Annotated in this window: 23 protein-coding genes, 1 tRNA gene and 3 pseudogenes; 17 read left to right on the top strand and 10 right to left on the bottom strand. The window is 57.0% G+C overall.

Annotated features, from left to right (window positions below):
- The first annotated feature begins 21 nt into the window (after positions 1–21).
- The 3 genes from M5C56_RS27455 to M5C56_RS27465 all read left to right on the top strand — a co-directional run bounded on the left by M5C56_RS27455 (position 22) and on the right by M5C56_RS27465 (position 2,809).
- A complete protein-coding gene (locus M5C56_RS27455; RefSeq protein WP_103495279.1) occupies positions 22–897 on the top strand; it encodes an aldo/keto reductase family oxidoreductase in 876 nt (291 codons plus the stop codon).
- Positions 898–1,040: 143 nt separating this feature from the next.
- The gene (locus M5C56_RS27460; protein WP_100940111.1) at positions 1,041–1,280 is read left to right on the top strand and encodes a hypothetical protein; all 240 of its coding nucleotides are present in this window, start codon (positions 1,041–1,043) and stop codon (positions 1,278–1,280) included.
- A gap of 137 nt (positions 1,281–1,417) precedes the next feature.
- The gene (locus M5C56_RS27465) at positions 1,418–2,809 is read left to right on the top strand and encodes a glycerophosphodiester phosphodiesterase family protein (protein ID WP_103495280.1); all 1,392 of its coding nucleotides are present in this window, start codon (positions 1,418–1,420) and stop codon (positions 2,807–2,809) included.
- 133 nt (positions 2,810–2,942) lie between these two features.
- On the opposite strand, the gene M5C56_RS27470 is transcribed toward M5C56_RS27465, so the two are convergent.
- From M5C56_RS27470 to M5C56_RS27480, 3 genes are all read right to left on the bottom strand, one after another.
- Positions 2,943–3,494, bottom strand: coding sequence for a cytochrome b (locus M5C56_RS27470; protein ID WP_103495281.1), 552 nt, complete (start codon positions 3,492–3,494; stop codon positions 2,943–2,945).
- Between the two features lie 146 nt (positions 3,495–3,640).
- Positions 3,641–4,984, bottom strand: a complete 1,344-nt coding sequence (locus M5C56_RS27475; RefSeq protein WP_103495282.1) for an ATP-binding protein — start codon at positions 4,982–4,984, stop codon at positions 3,641–3,643.
- Positions 4,981–5,640 carry a response regulator transcription factor gene (locus tag M5C56_RS27480; protein WP_103495283.1) on the bottom strand — a complete coding sequence of 220 codons (660 nt, stop codon included), beginning with the start codon at positions 5,638–5,640 and terminating at the stop codon, positions 4,981–4,983. Before M5C56_RS27480 ends, M5C56_RS27475 begins: the two co-directional genes overlap by 4 nt.
- A 197-nt stretch (positions 5,641–5,837) precedes the next feature.
- Between M5C56_RS27480 and M5C56_RS27485 the strand changes: the two genes are divergently transcribed.
- The 5 genes and pseudogenes from M5C56_RS27485 to M5C56_RS27505 all read left to right on the top strand — a co-directional run.
- Positions 5,838–6,308, top strand: a complete 471-nt coding sequence (locus tag M5C56_RS27485; protein WP_103495284.1) for a DUF2271 domain-containing protein — start codon at positions 5,838–5,840, stop codon at positions 6,306–6,308.
- A 25-nt stretch (positions 6,309–6,333) separates the two neighbouring features.
- Entirely contained in the window at positions 6,334–8,514 is a 2,181-nt protein-coding gene (locus M5C56_RS27490; RefSeq protein ID WP_103495285.1) for a PepSY domain-containing protein, read from the top strand.
- Positions 8,504–9,499: an FAD:protein FMN transferase gene (locus M5C56_RS27495; protein ID WP_103495286.1), complete on the top strand. Its 996-nt coding sequence runs from the start codon at positions 8,504–8,506 to the stop codon at positions 9,497–9,499. The genes M5C56_RS27490 and M5C56_RS27495 overlap by 11 nt, the downstream gene beginning before the upstream one ends.
- A gap of 54 nt (positions 9,500–9,553) precedes the next feature.
- Positions 9,554–10,012 (top strand): hypothetical protein, encoded by a 459-nt coding sequence (locus tag M5C56_RS27500; RefSeq protein WP_103495287.1) that lies wholly within the window; start codon positions 9,554–9,556, stop codon positions 10,010–10,012.
- Between the two features lie 4 nt (positions 10,013–10,016).
- Positions 10,017–10,109, top strand: a pseudogene (locus tag M5C56_RS27505) (RidA family protein); the annotation flags it as partial.
- A 1,267-nt stretch (positions 10,110–11,376) separates the two neighbouring features.
- Here M5C56_RS27505 and M5C56_RS32505 read toward each other — a convergent pair.
- From M5C56_RS32505 to M5C56_RS27525, 4 genes are all read right to left on the bottom strand, one after another.
- Entirely contained in the window at positions 11,377–11,583 is a 207-nt protein-coding gene (locus tag M5C56_RS32505) for a hypothetical protein (protein WP_103495288.1), read from the bottom strand.
- Positions 11,584–11,872: 289 nt separating this feature from the next.
- Positions 11,873–12,169: a ferredoxin family protein gene (locus M5C56_RS27515; protein ID WP_103495289.1), complete on the bottom strand. Its 297-nt coding sequence runs from the start codon at positions 12,167–12,169 to the stop codon at positions 11,873–11,875.
- The gene (locus tag M5C56_RS27520) at positions 12,166–12,480 is read right to left on the bottom strand and encodes a hypothetical protein (protein WP_103495290.1); all 315 of its coding nucleotides are present in this window, start codon (positions 12,478–12,480) and stop codon (positions 12,166–12,168) included. Before M5C56_RS27520 ends, M5C56_RS27515 begins: the two co-directional genes overlap by 4 nt.
- A 12-nt stretch (positions 12,481–12,492) precedes the next feature.
- Entirely contained in the window at positions 12,493–13,047 is a 555-nt protein-coding gene (locus M5C56_RS27525; RefSeq protein WP_103495291.1) for a sigma-70 family RNA polymerase sigma factor, read from the bottom strand.
- 374 nt (positions 13,048–13,421) lie between these two features.
- On the opposite strand from M5C56_RS27525, the gene M5C56_RS27530 reads away from it, so the two are divergent.
- The 5 genes and pseudogenes from M5C56_RS27530 to M5C56_RS27550 all read left to right on the top strand — a co-directional run bounded on the left by M5C56_RS27530 (position 13,422) and on the right by M5C56_RS27550 (position 17,778).
- On the top strand, positions 13,422–14,183 hold the full coding sequence (locus M5C56_RS27530; RefSeq protein WP_103495292.1) for an SDR family oxidoreductase: 762 nt from the start codon (positions 13,422–13,424) through the stop codon (positions 14,181–14,183).
- A 547-nt stretch (positions 14,184–14,730) separates the two neighbouring features.
- Entirely contained in the window at positions 14,731–15,402 is a 672-nt protein-coding gene (locus M5C56_RS27535; RefSeq protein ID WP_103494310.1) for a hypothetical protein, read from the top strand.
- Between the two features lie 21 nt (positions 15,403–15,423).
- Positions 15,424–15,908, top strand: a pseudogene (locus tag M5C56_RS27540) (PAAR domain-containing protein).
- 4 nt (positions 15,909–15,912) lie between these two features.
- A complete protein-coding gene (locus M5C56_RS27545; protein WP_103494311.1) occupies positions 15,913–16,647 on the top strand; it encodes an alpha/beta hydrolase in 735 nt (244 codons plus the stop codon).
- 720 nt (positions 16,648–17,367) lie between these two features.
- Complete coding sequence (locus M5C56_RS27550; RefSeq protein WP_103494313.1) at positions 17,368–17,778, top strand: hypothetical protein; 411 nt, start codon at positions 17,368–17,370, stop codon at positions 17,776–17,778.
- A 73-nt stretch (positions 17,779–17,851) separates the two neighbouring features.
- Here the strand turns inward: M5C56_RS27550 and M5C56_RS27555 are convergent.
- A pseudogene (locus tag M5C56_RS27555) lies at positions 17,852–18,010 on the bottom strand (lysis protein); the annotation flags it as partial.
- Positions 18,011–18,098: 88 nt separating this feature from the next.
- On the opposite strand from M5C56_RS27555, the gene M5C56_RS27560 reads away from it, so the two are divergent.
- Both M5C56_RS27560 and M5C56_RS27565 read left to right on the top strand, forming a co-directional pair.
- Positions 18,099–18,308 (top strand): hypothetical protein, encoded by a 210-nt coding sequence (locus tag M5C56_RS27560; RefSeq protein WP_103494314.1) that lies wholly within the window; start codon positions 18,099–18,101, stop codon positions 18,306–18,308.
- Positions 18,309–18,462: 154 nt separating this feature from the next.
- Positions 18,463–18,720 (top strand): bacteriocin immunity protein, encoded by a 258-nt coding sequence (locus M5C56_RS27565; protein ID WP_103494315.1) that lies wholly within the window; start codon positions 18,463–18,465, stop codon positions 18,718–18,720.
- Positions 18,721–19,028: 308 nt separating this feature from the next.
- Here the strand turns inward: M5C56_RS27565 and M5C56_RS27570 are convergent, their stop codons facing one another.
- On the bottom strand, positions 19,029–19,517 hold the full coding sequence (locus M5C56_RS27570; RefSeq protein ID WP_103494316.1) for a Bro-N domain-containing protein: 489 nt from the start codon (positions 19,515–19,517) through the stop codon (positions 19,029–19,031).
- Positions 19,518–20,002: 485 nt separating this feature from the next.
- Positions 20,003–20,090, bottom strand: a tRNA-Ser gene (locus M5C56_RS27575).
- 122 nt (positions 20,091–20,212) lie between these two features.
- Here M5C56_RS27575 and M5C56_RS27580 point away from each other — a divergent pair.
- Positions 20,213–20,881 carry a Bax inhibitor-1/YccA family protein gene (locus M5C56_RS27580; RefSeq protein WP_103498228.1) on the top strand — a complete coding sequence of 223 codons (669 nt, stop codon included), beginning with the start codon at positions 20,213–20,215 and terminating at the stop codon, positions 20,879–20,881.
- 111 nt (positions 20,882–20,992) lie between these two features.
- Positions 20,993–21,385 (top strand): sulfurtransferase complex subunit TusD, encoded by a 393-nt coding sequence (gene tusD, locus M5C56_RS27585; RefSeq protein WP_103498227.1) that lies wholly within the window; start codon positions 20,993–20,995, stop codon positions 21,383–21,385.

Here is a 21,385-nt window from a genome sequence, read left to right on the forward strand (position 1 = left end):
GACCGATAGAGGAAAACCCATATGAGCACTTCCGCCCTCCCTGCCCATTTCAGCTTCGCGGGTCGCAAGGTCCGGCGAATGGGCTATGGCGCCATGCAACTTGCCGGACCGCAGGTATTCGGGCCACCGAAGGATCGAGCTGCCTGTATCGCCGTATTGCGCGAAGCCATCGCCGCCGGCGTCGACCATATCGACACCTCCGACTTCTATGGCCCGCACGTCACCAATCAGATCATTCACGAAGCGCTGCATCCGTATCCCGACAACCTGACCCTGGTCACCAAGATCGGCGCGCGCCGCAACGACAAGGGCGACTGGCTGGCCGCCCAGAGCCCGCAAGAGTTGCGTAGCGCCGTCGAAGACAATCTGCGCCATCTCGGCCTGGCCTCCCTGGACGTGGTCAATCTGCGTGTCTTTGGCCATGGCCTGACTCAGGACAGCATCGGCCATCTGGTCGAGGCCACGGCGCAGTTACAGCAGGAGGGGCTTATCCGCCATATCGGGCTGAGCAACGTAACCGCCGGGCAGATAAAGGAAGCCCAGGCGATCGCCGATATCGTCTGCGTGCAGAACCAGTACAACCTGGTCCACCGCGAGGACGATGGGTTGATCGACGACTTGGCGGCGCAGGGTATCGCCTATGTGCCGTTCTTCCCCCTGGGCGGGTTCACGCCCATCCAGTCAACGGCGCTGTCGGATATCGCGGCTCGCCTGCAAGCCCAGCCGATGCAAGTGGCGCTGGCCTGGTTGCTGCACCGCTCGCCCAACATCCTGCTGATTCCGGGTACGTCCTCGGTCGCGCACCTGCGCGAAAACCTGAAGGCCGGGCAGTTGCAGCTCACGCCGGACACGCTGGCCGAACTGGATGCGATTGGCGATAAACCGAAAGCAAGTTGATACCAGGCTGATAAACTGTAGAAACGACAAGGCCCCGGATTCCGGGGCTTCTTCATTGAAGCCGCGACACCGTCCAATAATTGGTGCACCGTGTCCCCTACCCCACCAATGCATCACAGACCCACCTTTTATCTGGACGTCACATGACACCCAACGCAGAACATTACAACCCGTCCACCGAATATGCCGACAAGCTGATTTCGCGCATCGGACAAACCCCCTCCTGGATCGCAAAACGCATCGGCGTGACCGACAAGCGCATTCGTTACATCCTCGATGGCGAAAGGACCGTCAAGGGAGAAACCACTCCTATCCAGATGACGTACACCGAGCAGTTTGCCCTTGAGTGCCTGGCCGCTGAGGCTGCGGCCAAGAAGAAATAGAAGTTTATCCGGACGATAAGTGTGCCTACGGCCAGTGGGTGGTTTGCCCGGGAGCGGACCCGATGAGCCATGATTTTGTCATGTGTCCGTGATTACTATTGGTTGATAACCGCTCTTCCCATCTTGAAGGACTGCACATGTACACTCGCCCAGGTCTGCCTCTTGCCCGCTTTATCGCTCTCGGATGCAGCTTGTTAGTGAGTGCTTGTGACGGTACTAACGGGAGTTTACCTGGCGCACAGTCAACCGCATCTGCTTCGCTCAAAACCCTCGACGGTAAGCCACCCTTGATTATCGGGCATCGCGGCCTGCCGGGATTGTATCCGGAAGAAACCCGGGCCTCTTACGAGCAGGCCGCCGATGCTGGCGCAGATTCGCTCGAACTGGATCTGCACATGACCAAGGACTGCGTATTGGTGGCTCGACACAATCCCTGGTTGAGCGACAACACCAACATCAGCGAAGTCGCGAAGACCAACGCCGAAGTTGCACGCCGTAAACGCACCGTTCCAGGCGTATTGGTCAATGTCAAATATCCCGCCACGGCAGAAAATGGTCCGGCACAGTACCTGAGTGACTTGACCAACCCCAACGATCCGAAATCAGTATTGAAATCACTGGTCGTTGATGGCGAAGACCACACCAACGACTGGTCAATCAGCGATTTCACCATGGCCGAACTCAGGCAATGGATAGGCGGTACCACTTACGATGCCCGCGACCAGCGCCCAACCGAACTGAACGGCAAGTTGCCGATCCTGAGTTTTCAGGACGTGATCGACATTGCAAAGGCTAAAAGCGCAGCGACAGGTCGCGTCATTACGGTCTATCCAGAAAGCAAGAATCCGATCTGGAACAATGCCCAAGCCATTGCCAATGGTTGCGGCGTACCGGGCAGTCATCCGTTTGAGAAGGCGTTCCTCAAAACCCTCAACGACAACGACCTCAATCGCAAGGAAGCCCCGGTCTTTGTGCAAAGCTTTGATCCGGGCAGCTTGAAATACCTGCGCTCTATCGGCCTGAAATCCAAAGCCGTTCAGTTGGTCGATGGAAACGGAATAAACTTCCAGACGGGCGAAACCATTTTCATCACTGACAAACCCAATACGTTCGTCAGCGGCCGCCCCTATAGCTGGACCGTAGCAGGTGATCCACGCTCCTTCGGTGCGATGCTGACGCCGGCAGGATTGGCCGAGGTCAAGACCTACGCCGACGGCATTGGTCCATGGAAGCCACAGGCAATGTCGCTCACCGTCGCCGCGGCTCAAGATTCGTCGTCCAACCCCAGCTTGGACAAGGTCGACACCCTCAAGCCAACCCGCCTGATCAGCGACGCCCACAAGGCCAATCTGTTCGTTCATATATTCACCTTCCGCAACGAAGCGAAATACCTGGCAGGTGTCTATAAGGGGGATCCAGCGGCAGAATACCTGGCCTTTTTCCGAGCCGGTGTTGACGGTGTATTTACCGATTTCACGCCTAATGCCTTGGCGGCCCGCAATCTCTATCTTAAAGAAGTAGCGCGTTAAACGATGCAATCCATACCCTGCTGATGGGGGGCTCATCCTTGAGCCCCTTCAAGCCGCAACACTGAGAAGCCTGGGTCAAGACCACAGGTCGTTTCCAGCGTTATCCAGCCCACTCCATTGCATGACTGCAGACTCAGGAATGAAAACGTTTGGGTATCATCCGTACCATCGTGTTATCGCCGACCCAATAATGGTGGAAAAGTCCTGCGCAGGCGTGTAATCCGATCAGCCAGTACCCCGCATTCCCAACCCACTCATGCCAACTTTTGAATTGCTTTGCCATATCAGGATCGAGCGCTATTGGCGAGGGGAGCATAAAGTCAAAGTACGGGATCGGCTTGCCAGCAGCACTGAGCATCAACCAGGCCAGTAGTGGGGTAGCGATCATCAGCCCATACAGCGCCAGATGAGTAATGTGGGCTAACAGCGTTTGCCAGGCAGGTGGCTTGGGCAAGATCGGCGGACTTGCTTTCAAGCGTCCTAACAGGCGCACCCATACCAAGGCGAAAATGGCCATGCCAAACACTGCATGGGTACCAAGAAAGAAACCGCGCAAGGCATCACCACGAGGAATCAACCCCTTGATTTCGATACTGGCATAAACACCGACAAAGAGCGCCAGCATTAGCCAATGCAAAATTATCGATATTTTTGCGTAACGTTGGACGACTGTTTCGTGGGGCATGACATACCTCTTTGCTTTATTGGCACATGGGTGATTTGTTCAAACCACCCCGCTCACATGAATGACGCTTGTCTACCGACTCAAAATCAGAAAAGCAGCGCCATCCTCAAACTTGAGTGCTGGCGATTGAAGCCAAATGGCGGCGCTCAACCGGACAGCGTCGGCGCGAGATGAAATTGGATGGCGACTTCGAAACCATCTGTCCTGCCCGGCGCAGGTGAGGCTAGCGTCATGCTTGCCTTGACCCCATGGACAATGGTCTTTGCGATCGCCAGGCCCAGCCCCGAACCACTGCTCTCGCTACTGCCCCTGACAAAGCGCTCGGTCAGGCGCTGCAACACCGGCTCCGGCACCGCAATCCCAGCATTGACCACCCGCAGTAGCCCCTGGTTGGTGAGACTGACCTCGACCGGCTGATCCGTAGCGCCGTACTTCAACGCGTTCTCGATCAGGTTGCGCAACAGGATGCCGAAGGCGTCCGGATCGATTGCCGCACAAACACTGGCCCGCGCCGGAAGTTGCAAGTTGATCCGCCGACCGCTGTTCTGGTTCCACTCATCAACCACATGGGCCAGCAAGGGAATCAGGTCCTGAGGCGTTTCGGACAGCAGCCCGCCCCCTTCGGCCTTGGCCAGTTGCATAAGCTTTTCCGAGAGCCGGATCAACTCCCGCAAGGAGCTTTCGATCTTGGTCGCACGCACGCGCAACGGACCCTCGGGAGCTTCGTGGCGCAGTCGCTGGGTCTGCGCCAGGGTCGCGGCCAGCGGTGTACGCAGTTCATGGGCACTGTTGGCGGTGAAGCTGCGCTCCGTCTCCAACGCCTTGCGCAAGCGTTCCAGCAGGTGATTGACCGCCTCGGCCAGCGGATCGATTTCAGCCGGCAGGCGTGCCACCTTGATCGGCGACAGATCACCGACGCCACGAACCTCGACGGCCCGGCGATAGGCCAATACGCTGCGCAGGCTGATCCGCACCAACAGCCAGGTACCCAGCAGACTGATGGGAATCAGCGCCAGCAACGGCAACAACAAGGCAAACAGCGCTTCGCGCGCGGCTTCACGACGATGGCTCAGGGGCTCGGCAATCTCGATGAACACCGCTCCATGCCGCGCACTGGCGCCGTACAGGCGGTACTTTTCAGTGGTGGAAAAGCCTTCGCTCGGCGGTTTGCTGAAGATCTCCGGGCTGGCGTCATGGGACTGCATGAGGATTACACCCTCGGCATCGCGCACCCGATAAGCCAGATATTCCTTGTGCATTCTCAAGGTGGGCACGTGTTGTGCCTCGGGCGCCCGGTCACGACTGCCGATCTCCAGCACCGCCAACGGCAGGATGCGTTGCGCGGTTTCTTCCAACGCACTGTCGAACGCTTCGTTCAGCTCATGCTGCACCACCAGCCAGGCGCCGACAGTGCCCCCCAACCACAGCAAGGTCAGGCCCAGGGTCAGGCCCAGGCCCAAGCGTTTCTGCAGGCTTGCGGACGGCTTCATTCGCAGATCAACCGGTAACCCATGCCACGCACGGTTTCAATCATCTCCCGGCCGAGCTTTTTACGCAGGCGGCTGATATAGACCTCGATGGTATTGCTCTCGATTTCGGCGCCGAAGGCATACAGCCGCTCCTCAAGCTGTGACTTGGACAGCAGCGCCGTGGGACGTTGGACAAACGCCTCGAACAGCGCCCACTCACGGGCCGTGAGGTCCACGATCAGGCCGCCGCGCTGCACCGTGCGGGCACTCATATCGACCTGCAGATCGCCGAGTCTGATCTGCGGGTTGGGATTGCCGCTGTACCGTCGGGCCACGGCGGCAACCCGGGCCGAGAGTTCAAACAGATCGAACGGCTTGACCAGATAGTCGTCGGCACCGGCATTGAGGCCGGCTATACGTTCGGATATCTGGTCCTGGGCGGTCAGGATGATCACCGGTGTCACATCCCCCGCCGTGCGCTGCTGACGCAGGAAGTCCAGCCCGCGACCGTCCGGCAGCATCAGGTCGAGCAGGATCAGGTCGTAAGGCGTGGTGCGCACGCTACTGCGTGCATGGTCCAGGCACTGCACCCAATCCACGGCGTGGCCGTCGTCGGCGATCTGCTCGCGTACGGCATCCCCCAGTCCTACGGCGTCCTCGACCAGCAAAACCCGCATGCGGCACCTCTCGTGATGGTTGTCGTGGCACACCTTAAACGCCTTTGCTGACGTGAACCTGAAGATTCAGGTGATTGTCAGGAATGCGCGCCAGGGTATGCCACGCAGACCTCCTCCGGCAGCTGTTTCCAAGGGTTCAGGTTGCTGTCAGCCGGCAGGTCCAGACTCTTGCCACACCGTTCAAACAGGATACCGTCATGAAGACCCTCATCGCCGCAACCTGCCTCGTCGGCGCCCTCGCCCTGCCGGAGTTGGCACAGGCCCGTGAAGTGACCCTGACCACCCAGCTCAAGGACTACAGCGGTAGCGACGCCTATCTGGCGATCTACCTCACCGACGGCAACGGCCAGTACCAGAAAACCCTCTGGGTCGCCGGCCGCAAGGCCAAGTATTACCGGCATCTGAGCGACTGGGCGCGGGGGAGCGGCCAAAGACCCGCCGAATTTGATGGGATCAGCGGCGCCAGCGTCGGCAGCGGCGACACCCTCAAGGTCAGCGTCGAGCTGGCGGACACGTTGATCGATGCCGGGTTCCAGATCCGTATCGACAGCGCCGTGGAGAACCAACGCGAAGGCCGTGCCGACGTCAGCGTGCCCCTGACCGCCAAAGGGGCGGGCAAGACAACCCTCGGTAATACCTACGTCAAGTCCTTTACCTACGACCTGTAACACCTGCTGTTTCCGGAGGCTGAACATGCTTCGCCAATTCCACTCACTGCCCGGCCTGATCGCTGCATTGCTGGTTATGCTCCTGGCCATCAGTGGCGCGCTGCTGTCCATTGACCCGGCCGTCGAGCGCCTGCACAGCGTTCCGAGTGCCACCGGGCAGGTCACTGTCGGGCAATTGGCCGGGCGCGTTGCCGAGCATTTCCAAGGCGTGGAGCAGATCCGCCGCACCGCGTCCGGAACGGTAATCGTCTACTACAACCAGAACGATCAGGCCGCGATGGAAACGGTCGATCCATTGACCGGCCAAGGCCTCGCGCCCTATGCACCGTCGTCCTTTTCGCGCTGGGTGAAAGACCTGCATCGCTCACTGTTCCTCGGCACACCGGGCCATGCCATATCCGGCGCAGGCGCGTTATTCATGCTGATGCTGTCGGTGTCCGGCGCGCTATTGCTGGCGCGGCGCCTGGGTGGCTGGCGCAATCTGCTGCGTCCGCTGCGGGGCACGTTCAGCCAGCGCTGGCATTCGGAAGTCGGACGCCTGGCCCTGCTCGGCCTGCTGCTGTCGGCACTGAGCGGGCTATACATGTCCGCCGGCACCCTGGGACTGATCGCCGACGGCAGCCAGGATGAACCGCCCTTCCCCAGTGGGATCAATGTTGCTCCGGCATTACCCGTGGCGAGTCTGCGGGCCTTGCAAACCACCGACCTGAATGATCTGCGCGAGCTGGCTTACCCCAGCCCCGACAACCCACAGGACCTGTTTTCCCTGCGCACGGCACAGGGCGACGGCTACGTGAATCCGGCCAGCGGCGAGTGGCTGTCCTATCAGCCCCATGACGCGATGCTCAGGATTTACGAATGGATTTACCAGTTGCACACGGGCGAAGGCCTCTGGTGGCTGGGCCTGCCACTCGGTGCCTGTGCGCTCTGCGTTCCCTTGATGAGCGTGACCGGCGTCCTGCTGTGGTGGCGCCGCCGCCAGGCCGGTCCGGAGCTGAGCCACAACAGCGACGCGCAATCAGCCGAGAGCGTGATTCTGGTCGGCAGCGAAAACAACAGCACCTGGGGCTTTGCCGAGGCTCTACATCGAGCCTTGCACCAGGCCGGCCATCAGGTACACAGCACCTCGATGAATGAATGGACTGGCCAATACCCTGGCGCCAAGCGTCTGTTCATTCTCACCGCGACCCATGGCGACGGCGATGCACCCGCCTCCGCTTCACAGTTCCTGGCGCGGCTTCGTGAGACCGGCCTCAACCCCGGCCAGCCCTTTGCCGTGCTGGGCTTTGGTGATCGACAGTTTGCCCGGTTCTGCCAGTTTGCCCATCAGATCCAGAACGCGATGCTGCAAGCCGGCGGCTCGGCGTTGCTGGCACTGGAAACCATCAACCGCCAATCCTCCCAAGAGTTTGCCCGCTGGGGATACGCACTGGGAGGAGTACTGGGACAGGACCTGACACTGACTCACACGCCCGAGCGCCCGCGCACCCAGGCACTGCGATTGACGGGGCGCATCGTCTACGGCGAACAAGTGAATGCGCCAACCCAGATACTGCGTTTCAAGGCGGTCGGCGAGTTACCGAGTTTCCAGGCCGGTGACCTGGTAGGGATCCTCCCCCCGGGCAGCCCGGTACCTCGCGTCTACTCGCTGGCCAGTCGTTCGGAGGATGGCGTGCTGGAAATCTGCGTCCGTAAACATGAAGACGGCCTGTGCTCGGGGTTTCTGCATGATCTGGACATCGGTGCGCAGATCGACGTCTTTATCCAGCCCAACCCGCAATTCCGTCCGGCATCCGGCAGCCAGCCGGTGATCCTGATCGGGGCCGGGACCGGTATCGGTCCCCTGGCCGGCTTTATCCGTAACAACAAGGACCGTAACGCGATGCACCTGTATTGGGGTGGACGCCACCCGGCCTCGGACTTTCTCTACGAACCGGAGCTCAAGCGCTATCTGGCTGACCGACGCCTCACGGCCTTGCGCGCGGCTTTTTCCCAAACCCAGGAGCGCAGCTACGTGCAGGACCGACTGATCAACGATGCGCTGTCCCTGCGCCGGCTGATTGAAAAAGGCGCCCAGGTATTGGTGTGTGGCCGTCGCGAAATGGCCAGGGCGGTGATGCAGGCGCTGGATGAAGTACTCGCGCCTCTCGACCTCAGCGTGATGACCCTGAAAGCCCAAGGACGCTACCGTGAAGATGTCTACTGAGCTGCAACGCTACAGTTTGAGTGGCGAAACCATGGGGACCCGCTACACCGCCTTGTTCTACGCCGAGGCAGGGATCGATACCGATGCCATTGGCCAGGACCTGGCGCACGCCGTGGGCCGGGTGGACCAGCAGATGTCGACCTGGAAGGCCGACTCCGACCTCAATCGCCTCAATGCCGCCCCCGAACAGGAATGGGTGCCGGTACCCAGGGAGATGATCGGGGTGTTGTCCGCGGCGCTGCGAATCAACCAGCAATCCAATGGCGCCTTTGACATCGCCGTTGGTGATCGGGTGCAGGCCTGGGGATTCGGCCCCGGCGAACAGACGGTCACACAACCGCTGTCCGCGACCAGCCCGCCACCGGCCCGCCTGTCGGCCAGCGCGGCCCTGGTGGTCGATACACGACGCAATCAGGTGCGCAAGCGCGCCGCGCTCAACCTTGATTTGAACGGTATCGCCAAGGGTTTCGGCGTGGATGAACTGGCCCGCAGCCTGGAAGACGTTGGTATCACACAGTACCTGGTGGGTATCGACGGCGAAATGCGCGCCCGTGGCGCCAAACCCGACGGCAGGGCCTGGGCCGTGGCCCTGGAAAAACCCAACCGAGGCGTACGTGAAGTGATGGGGGTGATGGAGCTCAGCGACGCCGCCATTGCAACCTCCGGCGACTACCGACGGTGGGTCGATGTGGCCGGTCGATCCTACGCCCACACCATGGACCCGGCGACCGGCGCACCGCTGAGCAACAACCTCGCGGCCGTCACCGTAGTGGCGCCAACCGGCCTGCTCGCCGACGCCTGGGCCACGGCCCTGATGGTGCTGGGCGAAAACGAAGGTCCACGCCTGGCTCAGGAGCGCGGCATGGATGCCTTGTTCGTGTTACGCGACGGGCAGGACTTCAAGCAGATATACGTTTCTGCTGGAAAAGTCGCCTTCTTTTCGACCTCACCTGCGTCAAGCCTTTCCAATGAGCCAGGACATTAATAAGGCGCCGACTGAGCGGCATAATGCGGTTCCAATCATCCAAGGAGCCGGGCCATGTTGTTTTCTGCCTATACCGAAGAATCCCTCAGCGGAATCGGTCATGTCGTCCAGGACATCGAGCAAGTCAACAGACACACCGATGGGTTGCGAAACCGTCTTTCCGGCCTTTTCGAATTAACGGCGAGCCGGTTTGGCGTGAGTTTTTCCATTCCCTCGGGGAGCTACTTCCAGATTGAAGGCCACTTTGGCCTGGTCAGGGCCAACCTGGTCTATGCAAATGAGGGGAGCGGGACATTCGCTCGCGTGGTGCTGCGCAAACACACGCTGGATGAGCAGGGAAAAGAGGCATGGCCAGAAATCTGGGCGTTCAGGATTCTGAAGGATGGCGATATTTTGATGAGCGATGCTGGCCCGGTCCTCTACAACTCATGGAATACACCAGACGGGCAGAGAGACGTCGCCACTCAGCCTCTGATTGAATCAATCGTCTTGTCTGCCATGAAGCCTCGGTAAGCCGGCAGGTTGCACCTTCGAGGATGTTCAGGACGTGACGGTTTTCATGGTAGAGCCGCGGAAGATCTTCGAAGAGGTGTGGGAAATGGTCCCGGAGTAGAGCACCTGCCCTTATTGCACTCTTTCAGAAAATTAGCGAGCCTAATCAATGATAAAGGCGCGTCACGCCTTACACCTGACGCGCCTTTACAAACGCACTAAAACTAGTGACCGTAAGAAGTCGTACCAATATAAGTTTTTGCGGCGGTCGTGTTATTAACGTGCCTTACTCGGTACGTACCCAGCGCTCCCAAATACGAAGCGGTAGTACCGGTATTACCTGCAACCTGCACCCAACTCCCCCCAGTCTGCTTGTCAATATACAACTGCGGGGCACTCCCTGCACCAGAGGCTGTGATAGTAGAGGCTATATTAGCCTTGGCACAGGTCGAGCCAATCGTGAATGGGCCATAAACAATCACTGTCCCATTGGCAGGAATAGTTCCAGTGTAGGTATCCTTAATTGTCAAGCAGGCCGATGCTTGAAACGATAGAGGCAGCAAAGCCATGAGAGGCAACAAAAATAAACGCTTCATATATTTCCCTATATTGATGTGAGTTTTTTAATTAATTACTCCTGACAGATGCCTGCTGAGCGCGCCGACCAGGAAATATCACTTTTCAACCATACCTAATAAACTAGCGATTACCAGGATTATGCCTCCATACACACCCCTATTATGAGCCACATAAAATCGTGAAATAACGGGCAAGAAAAAACGACTCGAGAACAGCCGCTGATCGACTCAAACAATATTGGCCGACCCCATCAGCGCAACTGTAGCGGACCGACGATCAATTCGAAGCTTGAGGCGAACAATGCGCCTCGAACAGGATAAGCGCGCGGGGTATTAAAGGCGCAAGAACTACAGCTTAACAACATCACCTCACAACTCCCTGTACATGAAAAGGCTATAAAAGCAACGAGCCATTCCTGCAATTTTCCATATGCAGACATTTAGACACACCTCATCAATGCGCGTCAACGGCTCGCTCTAATTTTTCCAGGCCTTAGTGGAGGGCCTTTCTAAAAACCAGGTTTAAGCCCAAGATTCTCGACGCCATTTGGCATAGAACCTCCGGACATGATGGCCATTTTTGTCAATGCCCATCCGTTGTGCTGCGTTAGAGCACAGAGACTTTATTTCCGCTTATTTGGACCACGCCTGGGGGGGGGGGACCCCAATACCCGCATCAGTCTGATAAACTACGATTTATTAAATTGATGCTCACACAAACACTCCATTACCCCATTTGCGAATGGTCTGACGGGCAATCTCAATGATCAGCTCGATCAGGCGGGCGGCTGGCTCGGCCTGGCGCGGTCAGAGCAAGCCGCTGGCTGCTTGCCCGAGCTGATTGTCCTGCGCTCCAGAGATAAGGTGCAGTGGAATGTGCTGTTGGGCATCACTGGATGGGACTTCGAAGCTACACACTATCTGGAGGTGTAGCTCACTCAGTCCGGTCGACTCTTCTTCCTTTGCCTTGGCCATTCTCGCGTGGTTCGCTGCGATTTCATTGAGAGTTGACACGGTACATCTCCCGGTGACTGACCAAGCGTATCGCTGGAGTCCTGAAGCGTTGATGTGATTGCCGCCGCGTCAGAATTACGTCGTTCCGGGGCCGCTACGCCCCTCCTCTGCAAGCCGCAAGCCAGAGAGGGTCGTGTATTGCGCGCCAGGTTTTTAGAGGCGACGAATGGTGTCGCGGCGTTATCCATAAGCTCGGGAGACGTTCCTGTATATCAGCCCGGTATGCAAAGAACGCGAGTATCTACCGGCCAGAGTTCTCCTTCCTTCATCAGAGGTGAACGTGCGACAGCTATGCTGTTCTGGCGAGCTTGATCGCGCTTTCGGGACATGCCGTCACGCAAAGGCCGCACGACCGGCAGGCATCCGCGTTAGGCGTGTACGCGACTTTCATTCCATGCACTCGTAGTTTGAGACGGTGCATCAAGCCGAGGTCAAGGTAGTCGACCTCGTCGATGCGCCGAATCTCAAACACATCCTCGGGACAGACCTCGAGACAATCGCCCTTACCTTCACAACGCTTCAGGTCGACGATTGGCGCAATCACGCCCGGCTGCTGTTTGCAATTGGTCTTTGAATTCTCGGTCATGTTCGATCTCCCACGTGCCGACCCCGGTCTGATCGGCAGGTCGTCTGAAATTGCTCCCGCTCTTCGGGCGTCATGGATTCCCATTTGCGCCAGTGACGTCGTTCGCGCCAGCCGCCGTGTCCGCGAAATCCGCCAAACAGAATTCGGCTCAACAGCAGCAAGCCCAACGCATGTGCGAAGTCGATCTCCCGGGCTCCGACGAATAGCCCCGGCATCACCCAATTCCATAGAACCATGACCACCCAGCCGAGCACGCCTATAGCCAACACCACCAGGAACGCCTTACCCACAAATCTGATTCGAAATTTCATCCGTCAACTCCTCTAAAATCCCAGTTCGTCGTAAATAGCCCGCAGCCGCTTACGCAGATGCAAAACCGCGTAGCGTTTGCGCGCAAGCAGCGTATTGAGCGTGACACCGGTTTCCACCGCCATATCCTTGAAGGACTGCCCCTCTAGCTCGTGCGCAATGAATACATCACGTTGATTCGGCGGCAACTCCTCGAGCGCATCCTGTAATGCCTTGAGCAAAAGCGCTCGCGCATAGGCGGCCTCGGGACCACCGTCTCGTGCAGGCAGGGCAAGGTCCAAGCGATACTCACTGCCAGGGTCATCCTCGTCGCCAGACAGTTCTGGCAGCGGCTGCTCTTTCTTCTTGCGAAAGCTATCGATGATGCGGTTTCGCGCGACGCGAAACAGCCACGCACTCGCCTGCTCGATCGGAGCTGGAAGTCGGTACGCCTGCACGAATTCATGGAATACATCCTGCAGGATGTCCTCGGCGTCGCCCGGATCGCGTATTCGACGCCGGATAAAATTGGCGAGCCTGGCGCGCTCACGCACCACGGTTGCAGTGATGTCTCTGTATCGTTCGGTCATCGTGTGCGCAATTAAGTGGCTCAATACGCCTGAAGACGTTTCAGAAACGCAAATATTGTGGCCGATTCGAAAAATCGAAGATCCGCGTCAAGTCGGGTGCAACCGACTGCACCGGTCGAGGATCGAGCAGCGTTCGCGACCGGTTGTTTCGAGTCCAGGTTGAAGGAGAGAATTCAACCCGGGAAAGGCGCAACACAAGAGGCCACGCAAAAAGCTTCCCGCCCGAACCAATCATTGTAAAACTGCGCCTGGCCGAAGTGGCCATGAGCAGCGGCAAGCCCCCCAGTTGTCCTGCAAAAAAGCCAGCCTCTCAGAGCAGAGCTACAGAAGCGTCTACGGTGATGGCTCTCTAGCAACCCATTCGAGATATCCATATGAAACCCGATCCGACAATCGATAACGTATTACGCGTCGCGTTGGTTACAGGATCCACTTCCGGTATCGGCGCAGCCATTGCACGTGTACTAAGCCAGGCAGGCTATGCGCTGGTGCTCCATTCGCGAAATTCTGCGGATACGGGACGCGCTATGGCTGCCGAAATGAAGCAGGCTATTTACGTGCAAGCTGATCTTGCTTTCGAAGCTGACAGGGTCAGGCTTATTAACGAGGCGATCGCCGCGTGGGGGCAGCTCGACGTATTGGTCAATAACGCCGGTATTAGCAGAGTCATTCCCCACGGCGACCTGGCCGCTGCCAGTTCGACGGTGTGGCACGAACTTAACGAGGTTAATGTCGTGGCGCCGTTCCACCTGGTCACATTGGCCGAGTCGGCATTGCGCGATGCCGCCCGTTACCGTCGAGCAGGTAGCGTCGTCAACATCAGTTCGCATGCCGGTATCCGTCCTAAGGGCGCATCGATTCCCTATGCGGTAAGCAAAGCGGCGCTTAATCACATGACCCGCTTGCTCGCGGTATCGCTTGGGCCGGAAATTCGCGTAAACGCTGTGGCACCTGGCTTGGTCGACACGCCTCTGACCGCAGAGTGGACAGATGCCCAAGAGTTGTGGCGAACCCGCGCACCTATGCGCAGGGCCGCCAGCCCAGACGACATCGCAAAAGCGGTTTTAATGCTGGTCGAGTCGGACTACTTGACCGGTGAGATACTCCTGTCAGACGGAGGGTTGAATCTGACCTAGGTTTTGCGTGCTCCGGTGGAGCGCATCAGAATTTTCAAGATTGCAATTTGACCACGCCAGAAACGACAAAGCCCCGGATTCCGGGGCTTTGAGGTATCTCGATATGGCGGAGGCGCAGAGATTCGAACTCTGGGACCTGTTACAGGCGGCAGTTTTCAAGCCCATTGATTTATCATTACAAAACAACAAGTTACATTTTAATTAGTTCCGCATCTGTACGCTTTCAGGTCCTCAGAAGGCCTTTAAATCCAATGGGCAAGTCTTTGGTTGCGGAACTGATTTTCCCCTTCTCACCGGCGTCCTGCCGAACGAACACAAATCAAACCTCCCCTCACCAACACAGATGAACTTGCGTCGCGAATGGGCCATCCACGCCAGACGCTCCACGCCGAGCTGTAACGCCAGGGCGGTATGGCCCACGTAATCGGCGGTCATTGACCGGATGCCAGCCAAAACCCTGTAAAGATTGTTGAGCCCGGCTTCTACTTAGGGCACTCTCCGCGACGCAAATTTACAAGGACCGTAAAATTTGATGCGATCTTCACCCATGGACGTGCCTATCCCCTGCGCCTGCACACCCGATACCTTGCTTCATCCCAGCGGCCTGAAAACCTCATTGCGTCTTTATGGACTGGTTCGCATCGTCGGATTCAGCGACGCGCCTACGAGCACACCAGTTGAAATTCTTTGCGCGGCATCCGGCAAAGGAAAGGCGATTCGGGCCTTTGTTTCAAGACTGGACGCTGAGTTGGTCGCCAGGTCAATGCCTGGCACGGGCTATCGTGTCATACCGCTGGCACAATTCGATCCCACCGAATTTATTCAACAACACCAGGGCTGGCTGACCGTCCACATCACCTGTGGCTTTACCTCGCAGCGCGGCACGTTACGGTTGGCAAATGGTGACTTGACGAGCTTGGGCTGGTTTGTCTATGCCCAGACCGGCCCGTGGGCACCTGGGCGATTCCTGAATTGGGGTGAGGAAGTCGCGCAGACACTGCTTGATGCCTACCGCAGCGTTGACATGCCCAATTACAACGCCTGGCTCAACCAGCTTGATGATTATTCCGCTCACGCCATGGATGACTGCACCGAGCTCGCCTGGCAAGCACTCAAGGCCTGCCGTCCGCCCCAAGAAAACCACCGAGTCATGTACAACCCCGTGGATGAAAGCTGGCGACTTTCAGACACTCCCATTGAGCTCTACTACCCCCTTTGAACACTTGAGAAGGACCTTCCCATGAGTGGCAAACCTGCTGCACGCATCACCGCCCCCACCGCGTGCCCAGTTTCGGGTCACGGCACCAATTCGCTGGTAACCGGCTCATCCGATGTGATCTTCGAAGGCTTGGGTGCTGCCCGCCTGAACGACACCTCGGCGTGCGGGAGGGCGTCTCTTCAACCGTATTTATCAATGGCTTCAATGCCGCCACCGTCGACAGCATCGGTGCCCATGGCAATACGGTGACGGCAGGCGCAAGCACTATCATTATCGGTGACACCTTCGTACCGGCACCCTTCAGCGGCCTGTTGCCAATGCCAGTACACTTCAGCGACAAGATAAAACTGGTCGACGAAGCTACGGGTGAATCCGTGCCAAACCATGCCTACGGTATTCAGCGCGCCGACGGCAGCATTGAACATGGGGTCAGTGATGCGTTGGGCTACACCCATGTAGTGAGCTCGCATCTGGCTGAAAGCGTCAAACTATTTTTGGAAGATTAAGAACATGGAAGCTGAGAAAATCATTTTACCGAGTGGCAAGACAGCAAGTCTGGCGGCAACGCATACATTGACGGTAGTAAATGATACGACGATTAAGTCAGTACCTGTTGCAGAGAAGAAAGCAATTGTATTTTTTATTGGTGGGGCTGGAGACCAAGAAAGCTATTATTTTCAAGGAGCCTTTCATAACATCGACAACGCCAGAAATATTCTCGACAACAAAATCAGTGCCATGAAGCTTTTGTCGAAAAAATATACAAGCTGGCCAAAAAGTTATAACGATGCGAGAGGCTCTAGCAACATTCAAAACAACTTCATAGCCAACATACCAAGTAAATCATGTCCGATCTACATCGTTGGACACAGCCTTGGCGGGTGGAATGGAGCACACCTATCTAGAATATTATCAGAGGCCGGCTACACCGTTAAATTCTTGGTCACACTGGACCCCGTAGGAGAAGGATTTTGGGTGTGGGTGGGGTCAGACATCTACAAGTCCGAAGCCTCCCCAATTGCCGAAACCTGGATCAATATTCGGGCAAATTCAAGTAAGCCAGACTCCTCCGATGGGGTAGCAAAATTTGGAGGGCGCTGGATAATTACTGACGGGCCTACGATGAATAAAACAATGGATGTTCATCACGCCTCGGCAGACTGGATGTTCATAGAACCCGTTCAAGGAACAAAGTCCGCTTGCGACCTGATATTTGACTCCATCAATGGTATCTTTGGCCAATGACCATACCTCGCAGTCTCATTTACGCATCGATACTTCTATGCACTGCTTGTGCAAAAACAGCAAGCATCCCGCCAGCCGACTTGATGTTATCGTCTTTTGAGCTCGGACCAAATAATCTTTATACAATCATTTTCACCTCAAACATAAATTTACTAAACGCCTTCAACACCTACGAGAATACGAACCAGTTAACACCCATGTTGACCTGTTCTCTAGATCATGACTTAGACTTCTCAACGAATCACTCTATCAATGTAAAAGCAGAGGGCCGAGTAACCGCAAAGAGCGAAAGCAAAACCAGCTATGCTTTTGTCGCAGAGCTTGTCTTTTATCACACCAACCTAGATGGAACCCAGCTCGATCAAAATAGCTACGACGTGATCAAGCCACTAATTGCAAGCAACACATCAATACCGTGCAAAGTCCGTATAACGGCATATGGATACAAAGCCTATTACACCAACACCTTACTCATCCCATCTGCACTCATGATAGATCAGATGAGCAAATAAGCGCCATCCATTCTATTGCATAAGCATCGACATCTGGAAATGCTCGGCGCAATATATACCGTATGTCGATATCGCAACCACCTACAGGAAAAGAAGTAACAGACCTGATAATTGATGCTTGGAATTTCAAGTGCCCCGAGACAGATTAGGGAGCATCAATATCAGTCTGCCATTTTTCGGGCATTGCTTAGGGTGGAGGAATTGTCAAATGAAGGCTTCGATCCTCGCGCTCGTCGCACTTTATTGCATTGGCACCAGCGCAGCGTTTGCGGATGGCTCGCAGGCGACAAGCGCGGGCGGGCCGGCAGGCATCGCCGTCGGTGAGCCCTTGGTCGCTGCCAGGGCCAAGCTCGTCAAACAAGGATGGAAGCCGACGCGGATGCATACCACCGATGGCTATGAATATAGTGGCGTGGAGCGGGAGCTGGCTGCACGCAAGTTCTTCGAGGTCGATACCTGCTCTTTTGATAGCTCGCGTTGCATCTTGTTCTACTCAAAGAACGGCGCTTGCCTGCGTGTCGACACCATTGGGGAGCAATTCAATGACATGACGGTTACGCGATGGGCCGATGAGTGTCCTGACGCAACTCCAAAACCAAGTAAGCGCGGCGCAGGATAGCAACCGACCATTTTGAATGGGGGCGACATTTGCCAGTACCTGGCCCAGCGCCGAAAATTGCGGTCATTCAACCTCAATGTGATACCCCCCTCACATACGCCTGGCACGCCGCCAAGGCAATCAATCCTTGGTCGCCGTCGCCGGTGATTCCGATAATTCGTTGAGCATGCGCTGGAGTAAGCTGGACACGTGCTCTTCCATGAGCCACCCCGCCGGCACTAGTGGCGGAAGGCCCAGCACGACCTCCTCTCCGGCATCCTACCGAACGAACACAATCCCCAGCCCCACTGCTATGCTCCGGTCATTACGGAGGCCCAACCATGCCAAACACAGACCTGCTGCCAGCCCTTCTCACCAAGCTCAATGAGAACCAGATCGCCCTGGGTGCCGCGATCGAGGAATTGTCCAACTGGGTCGAGCTGCGCGGCTCCGTCGAGGTGGCCGACAACATCCGCGCCGCACTCTGGCCGCAGGACAACAACCTTGAGTTCATCAGCATGAGCTTGGCAGTGCTCAATTCACCCGAGTGACTGATCACCGGCAGGCAGCCGCCGCAGCCACAAGCTCCCGCTCGTATCCCATCCGCTGCCGGTGCTCTGCCAGCAGCGCCCTCACCCTCACCTCCGGCGACAACCTCAGCGCCATGCCCCCAAAACACCACATCGACACACACAGGAGCCCGAAATGATTGCACTCAAAAGCAGCCTGTCCGAATACTCGGAACACGAATTTCTCGAATTGATCAAAGAAATCTGTGGAGCTGTCGGCACAGAAGAGTATCAGGACGAATTGCTAGAACACTTCATTAAGGCAACTGGTAATTCCGCTGCATCTGACTGGATCTACTACCCAGAGGACGGCGAGGACGACTCGCCTAAAGGCATCTTGGAATCCGTTAAGGCGTGGCGTGCTGCTCAAGGCTTGCCAGGCTTCAAAACGTAGAGATGAATCGGCTTTTGGGGACAGATCTATTTTCACATCAGGGAGGCGAGGTACTCGGGAGTAATTGAGTGCATAAAAATGTAAACCCTCCTTTCCGAAATGGGGCAATCACAAATCAAAACAGGGTAATACCCTCATAAAATACCCCATTTAAATGCTCCATTACCCCATTTACGACTGGTCTGAGAGCTTGAAAAGGCAAATGACAAAGGGAATGGGACACAAGGGACAACAAAACAGGCTTACCAAAGATCAAGGCCGTACCACTGCCTCCTTTGGCAATGGTAAGGCTCACCGCAAGCGGATAATCACAACGATCCGTTCGGCCACTGAGTTGGAGCACACTCAACCGACGGCATCAGCACCGGCATATCCCGCCATCTGATCCAAGGCTCGTTCTGCCAGTGCAACAGGCTCACCGAATGTCCAGCCCACTGCAGGGAACTGAGGCTGGGGCCGTGGTTTGCCACGGTGGACGACATATTGCGCAATGCGGGTATGACTTCGAGGCTAAGCCACTGCCGCAGGTGCTGGTTTTCCGGGATATGGTGATGAATCAGCAGCGCATACATACCGGACTCGCTGACCATCAGGGTGTTCTGGATTTTGCCGTGGTAGTTCATCCAGAGATACCGCTGCTGATCAGCATCAAGCTTACGGGTCAGACGTTCATCCAGCGCACGGCCCATCATGCGGCCGAGGTCGGTTACGCTGAACCAGGCTTGTGACTCCAGCATCAGGCCATGGATAAAACGGTTGTAACGGGGAAACCGGATAGGTTCGAAATGTTCGATCATGATGAGTTCTCCAACTAGCGTTAAAACCGCCGTCTGACGCCAATCAGGGTGGGCGGAACCGTATGGGTTGGCGTACCGGCTAGTTGGACCCCGGCGCATCCGAAGATGCCCACATACGGCCCGCCCATAACAGACAGCCACACGCAGGACACGAAAAGCCGCTATGGCGGCTTTTGTGTCTTCCGAACCAGTCAGGACGCCAATCCTGTATCGCTGAGATTCAGCGACACCTGGACCTTAATGCCTGGTGGACGGGTGGAGATATAGGATATGGGAGCACATATCGTACGAAAAGTCCTGGATTGCGCTCTGATTGCGCGCCAACAAGCCCCCCTCAGAAGTGAGTGCCTATCGAGCGGGCGGAGACGCAGGGATGGCCGATAATGAATTGTCCGGCCTCGGGCCAAGGCCTGGATCGGGGTATCGATCGACACCCTCCAGAAACGACAAAGCCCCGGATTCCGGGGCTTTGAGGTATCTCGATATGGCGGAGGCGCAGAGATTCGAACTCTGGGACCTGTTACAGTCGGCAGTTTTCAAGACTGCTGCCTTAAACCACTCGGCCACACCTCCTATGTACTGCGGGCGCCATAATACCGGAATGAAACACACTGTCAAACTCTCGTGATAGCTTGTTACAGAGCCTCTGGTATGATCTTTGAGACTGAACATTTCAAACCCGAAGGAGTGTCGCCATGCGCGAACAGGATTACGCCGTTAACAGCGTGCAGGCTGAGCAGCTAGAAGTTAGCCGCGTCCTGCGCAACACCTACAGCCTTCTGGCCCTCACCCTCGCCTTCAGTGGCCTGACGGCCTATATCTCCCAGCAGATGCACGTCGGCTACCCGAACGTATTCGTGGTGCTGATCGGTTTCTACGGGCTGTTCTTCCTCACCAACAAACTCCGTGACTCGGCCTGGGGCCTGGTCTCCACCTTCGCCCTGACCGGCTTCATGGGCTACCTGCTCGGCCCGATCCTCAACCGCTACCTGGGCATGCAGGGCGGCTCCGAAGTGGTCAGTTCGGCCTTCGCCATGACCGCGCTGGTCTTCGGCGGCCTGTCGGCCTACGTGCTGATCAGCCGCAAGGACATGAGCTTCCTCAGCGGTTTCATCACCGTCGGCGTTTTCGTCCTGCTGGGTGCGATGCTGGCCAGCATCTTCTTCCACATCAGTGGCCTGCAGTTGGCGATCAGCGCCGGTTTCGTGCTGATCTCCTCGGCCATGATCCTGTTCCAGACCAGCGCCATCATCCAGGGCGGGGAACGTAACTACATCATGGCGACCATCAACCTGTATGTGTCGATCTACAACCTGTTTATCAGCCTGTTGCAGATCTTCGGCATCATGGGCCGCGATGATTGATCGCTGCTGTTAAGCAAAAAGCCCGCTTCGACGGGCTTTTTCTTGCCCGCGATTTAGCTTCTTGGGGGTTCTGGCTTTATCATGACGGCAGGTTTGCTGACAGAGTCCCCCATGAAGTTTGCCATTGCGCTGTTTTCCGCGCCCCACGCGCCCTCCTCCCGCCGCGCCCTGCTGTTCGCCCAGGCCGCTCTCGCCGGTGGGCATGAGATTGTGCGGCTGTTCTTTTATCAGGACGGCGTGCACAGCGCGTCGAGCAGTGTGGTCACGCCCCAGGACGAGCAGGACCTGCCCCGGCAATGGGCGAATTTCGTCAACGAACACCAACTTGACGGCGTGGTCTGCATCGCCGCGGCCTTGCGCCGTGGCGTGCTGAACGACGAAGAAGCCCAGCGCTATCAACGCTCGGCGGTCAATCTGAGCGCGCCCTGGGCCTTGTCCGGCCTGGGCCAGTTGCACGATGCGGTGCAAACCGCCGACCGCTTGATCTGCTTTGGAGGGCCTTGA

The organism is Pseudomonas sp. MWU13-2862, from assembly GCF_023242495.1.
GTDB lineage: Bacteria > Pseudomonadota > Gammaproteobacteria > Pseudomonadales > Pseudomonadaceae > Aquipseudomonas > Aquipseudomonas gingeri_D.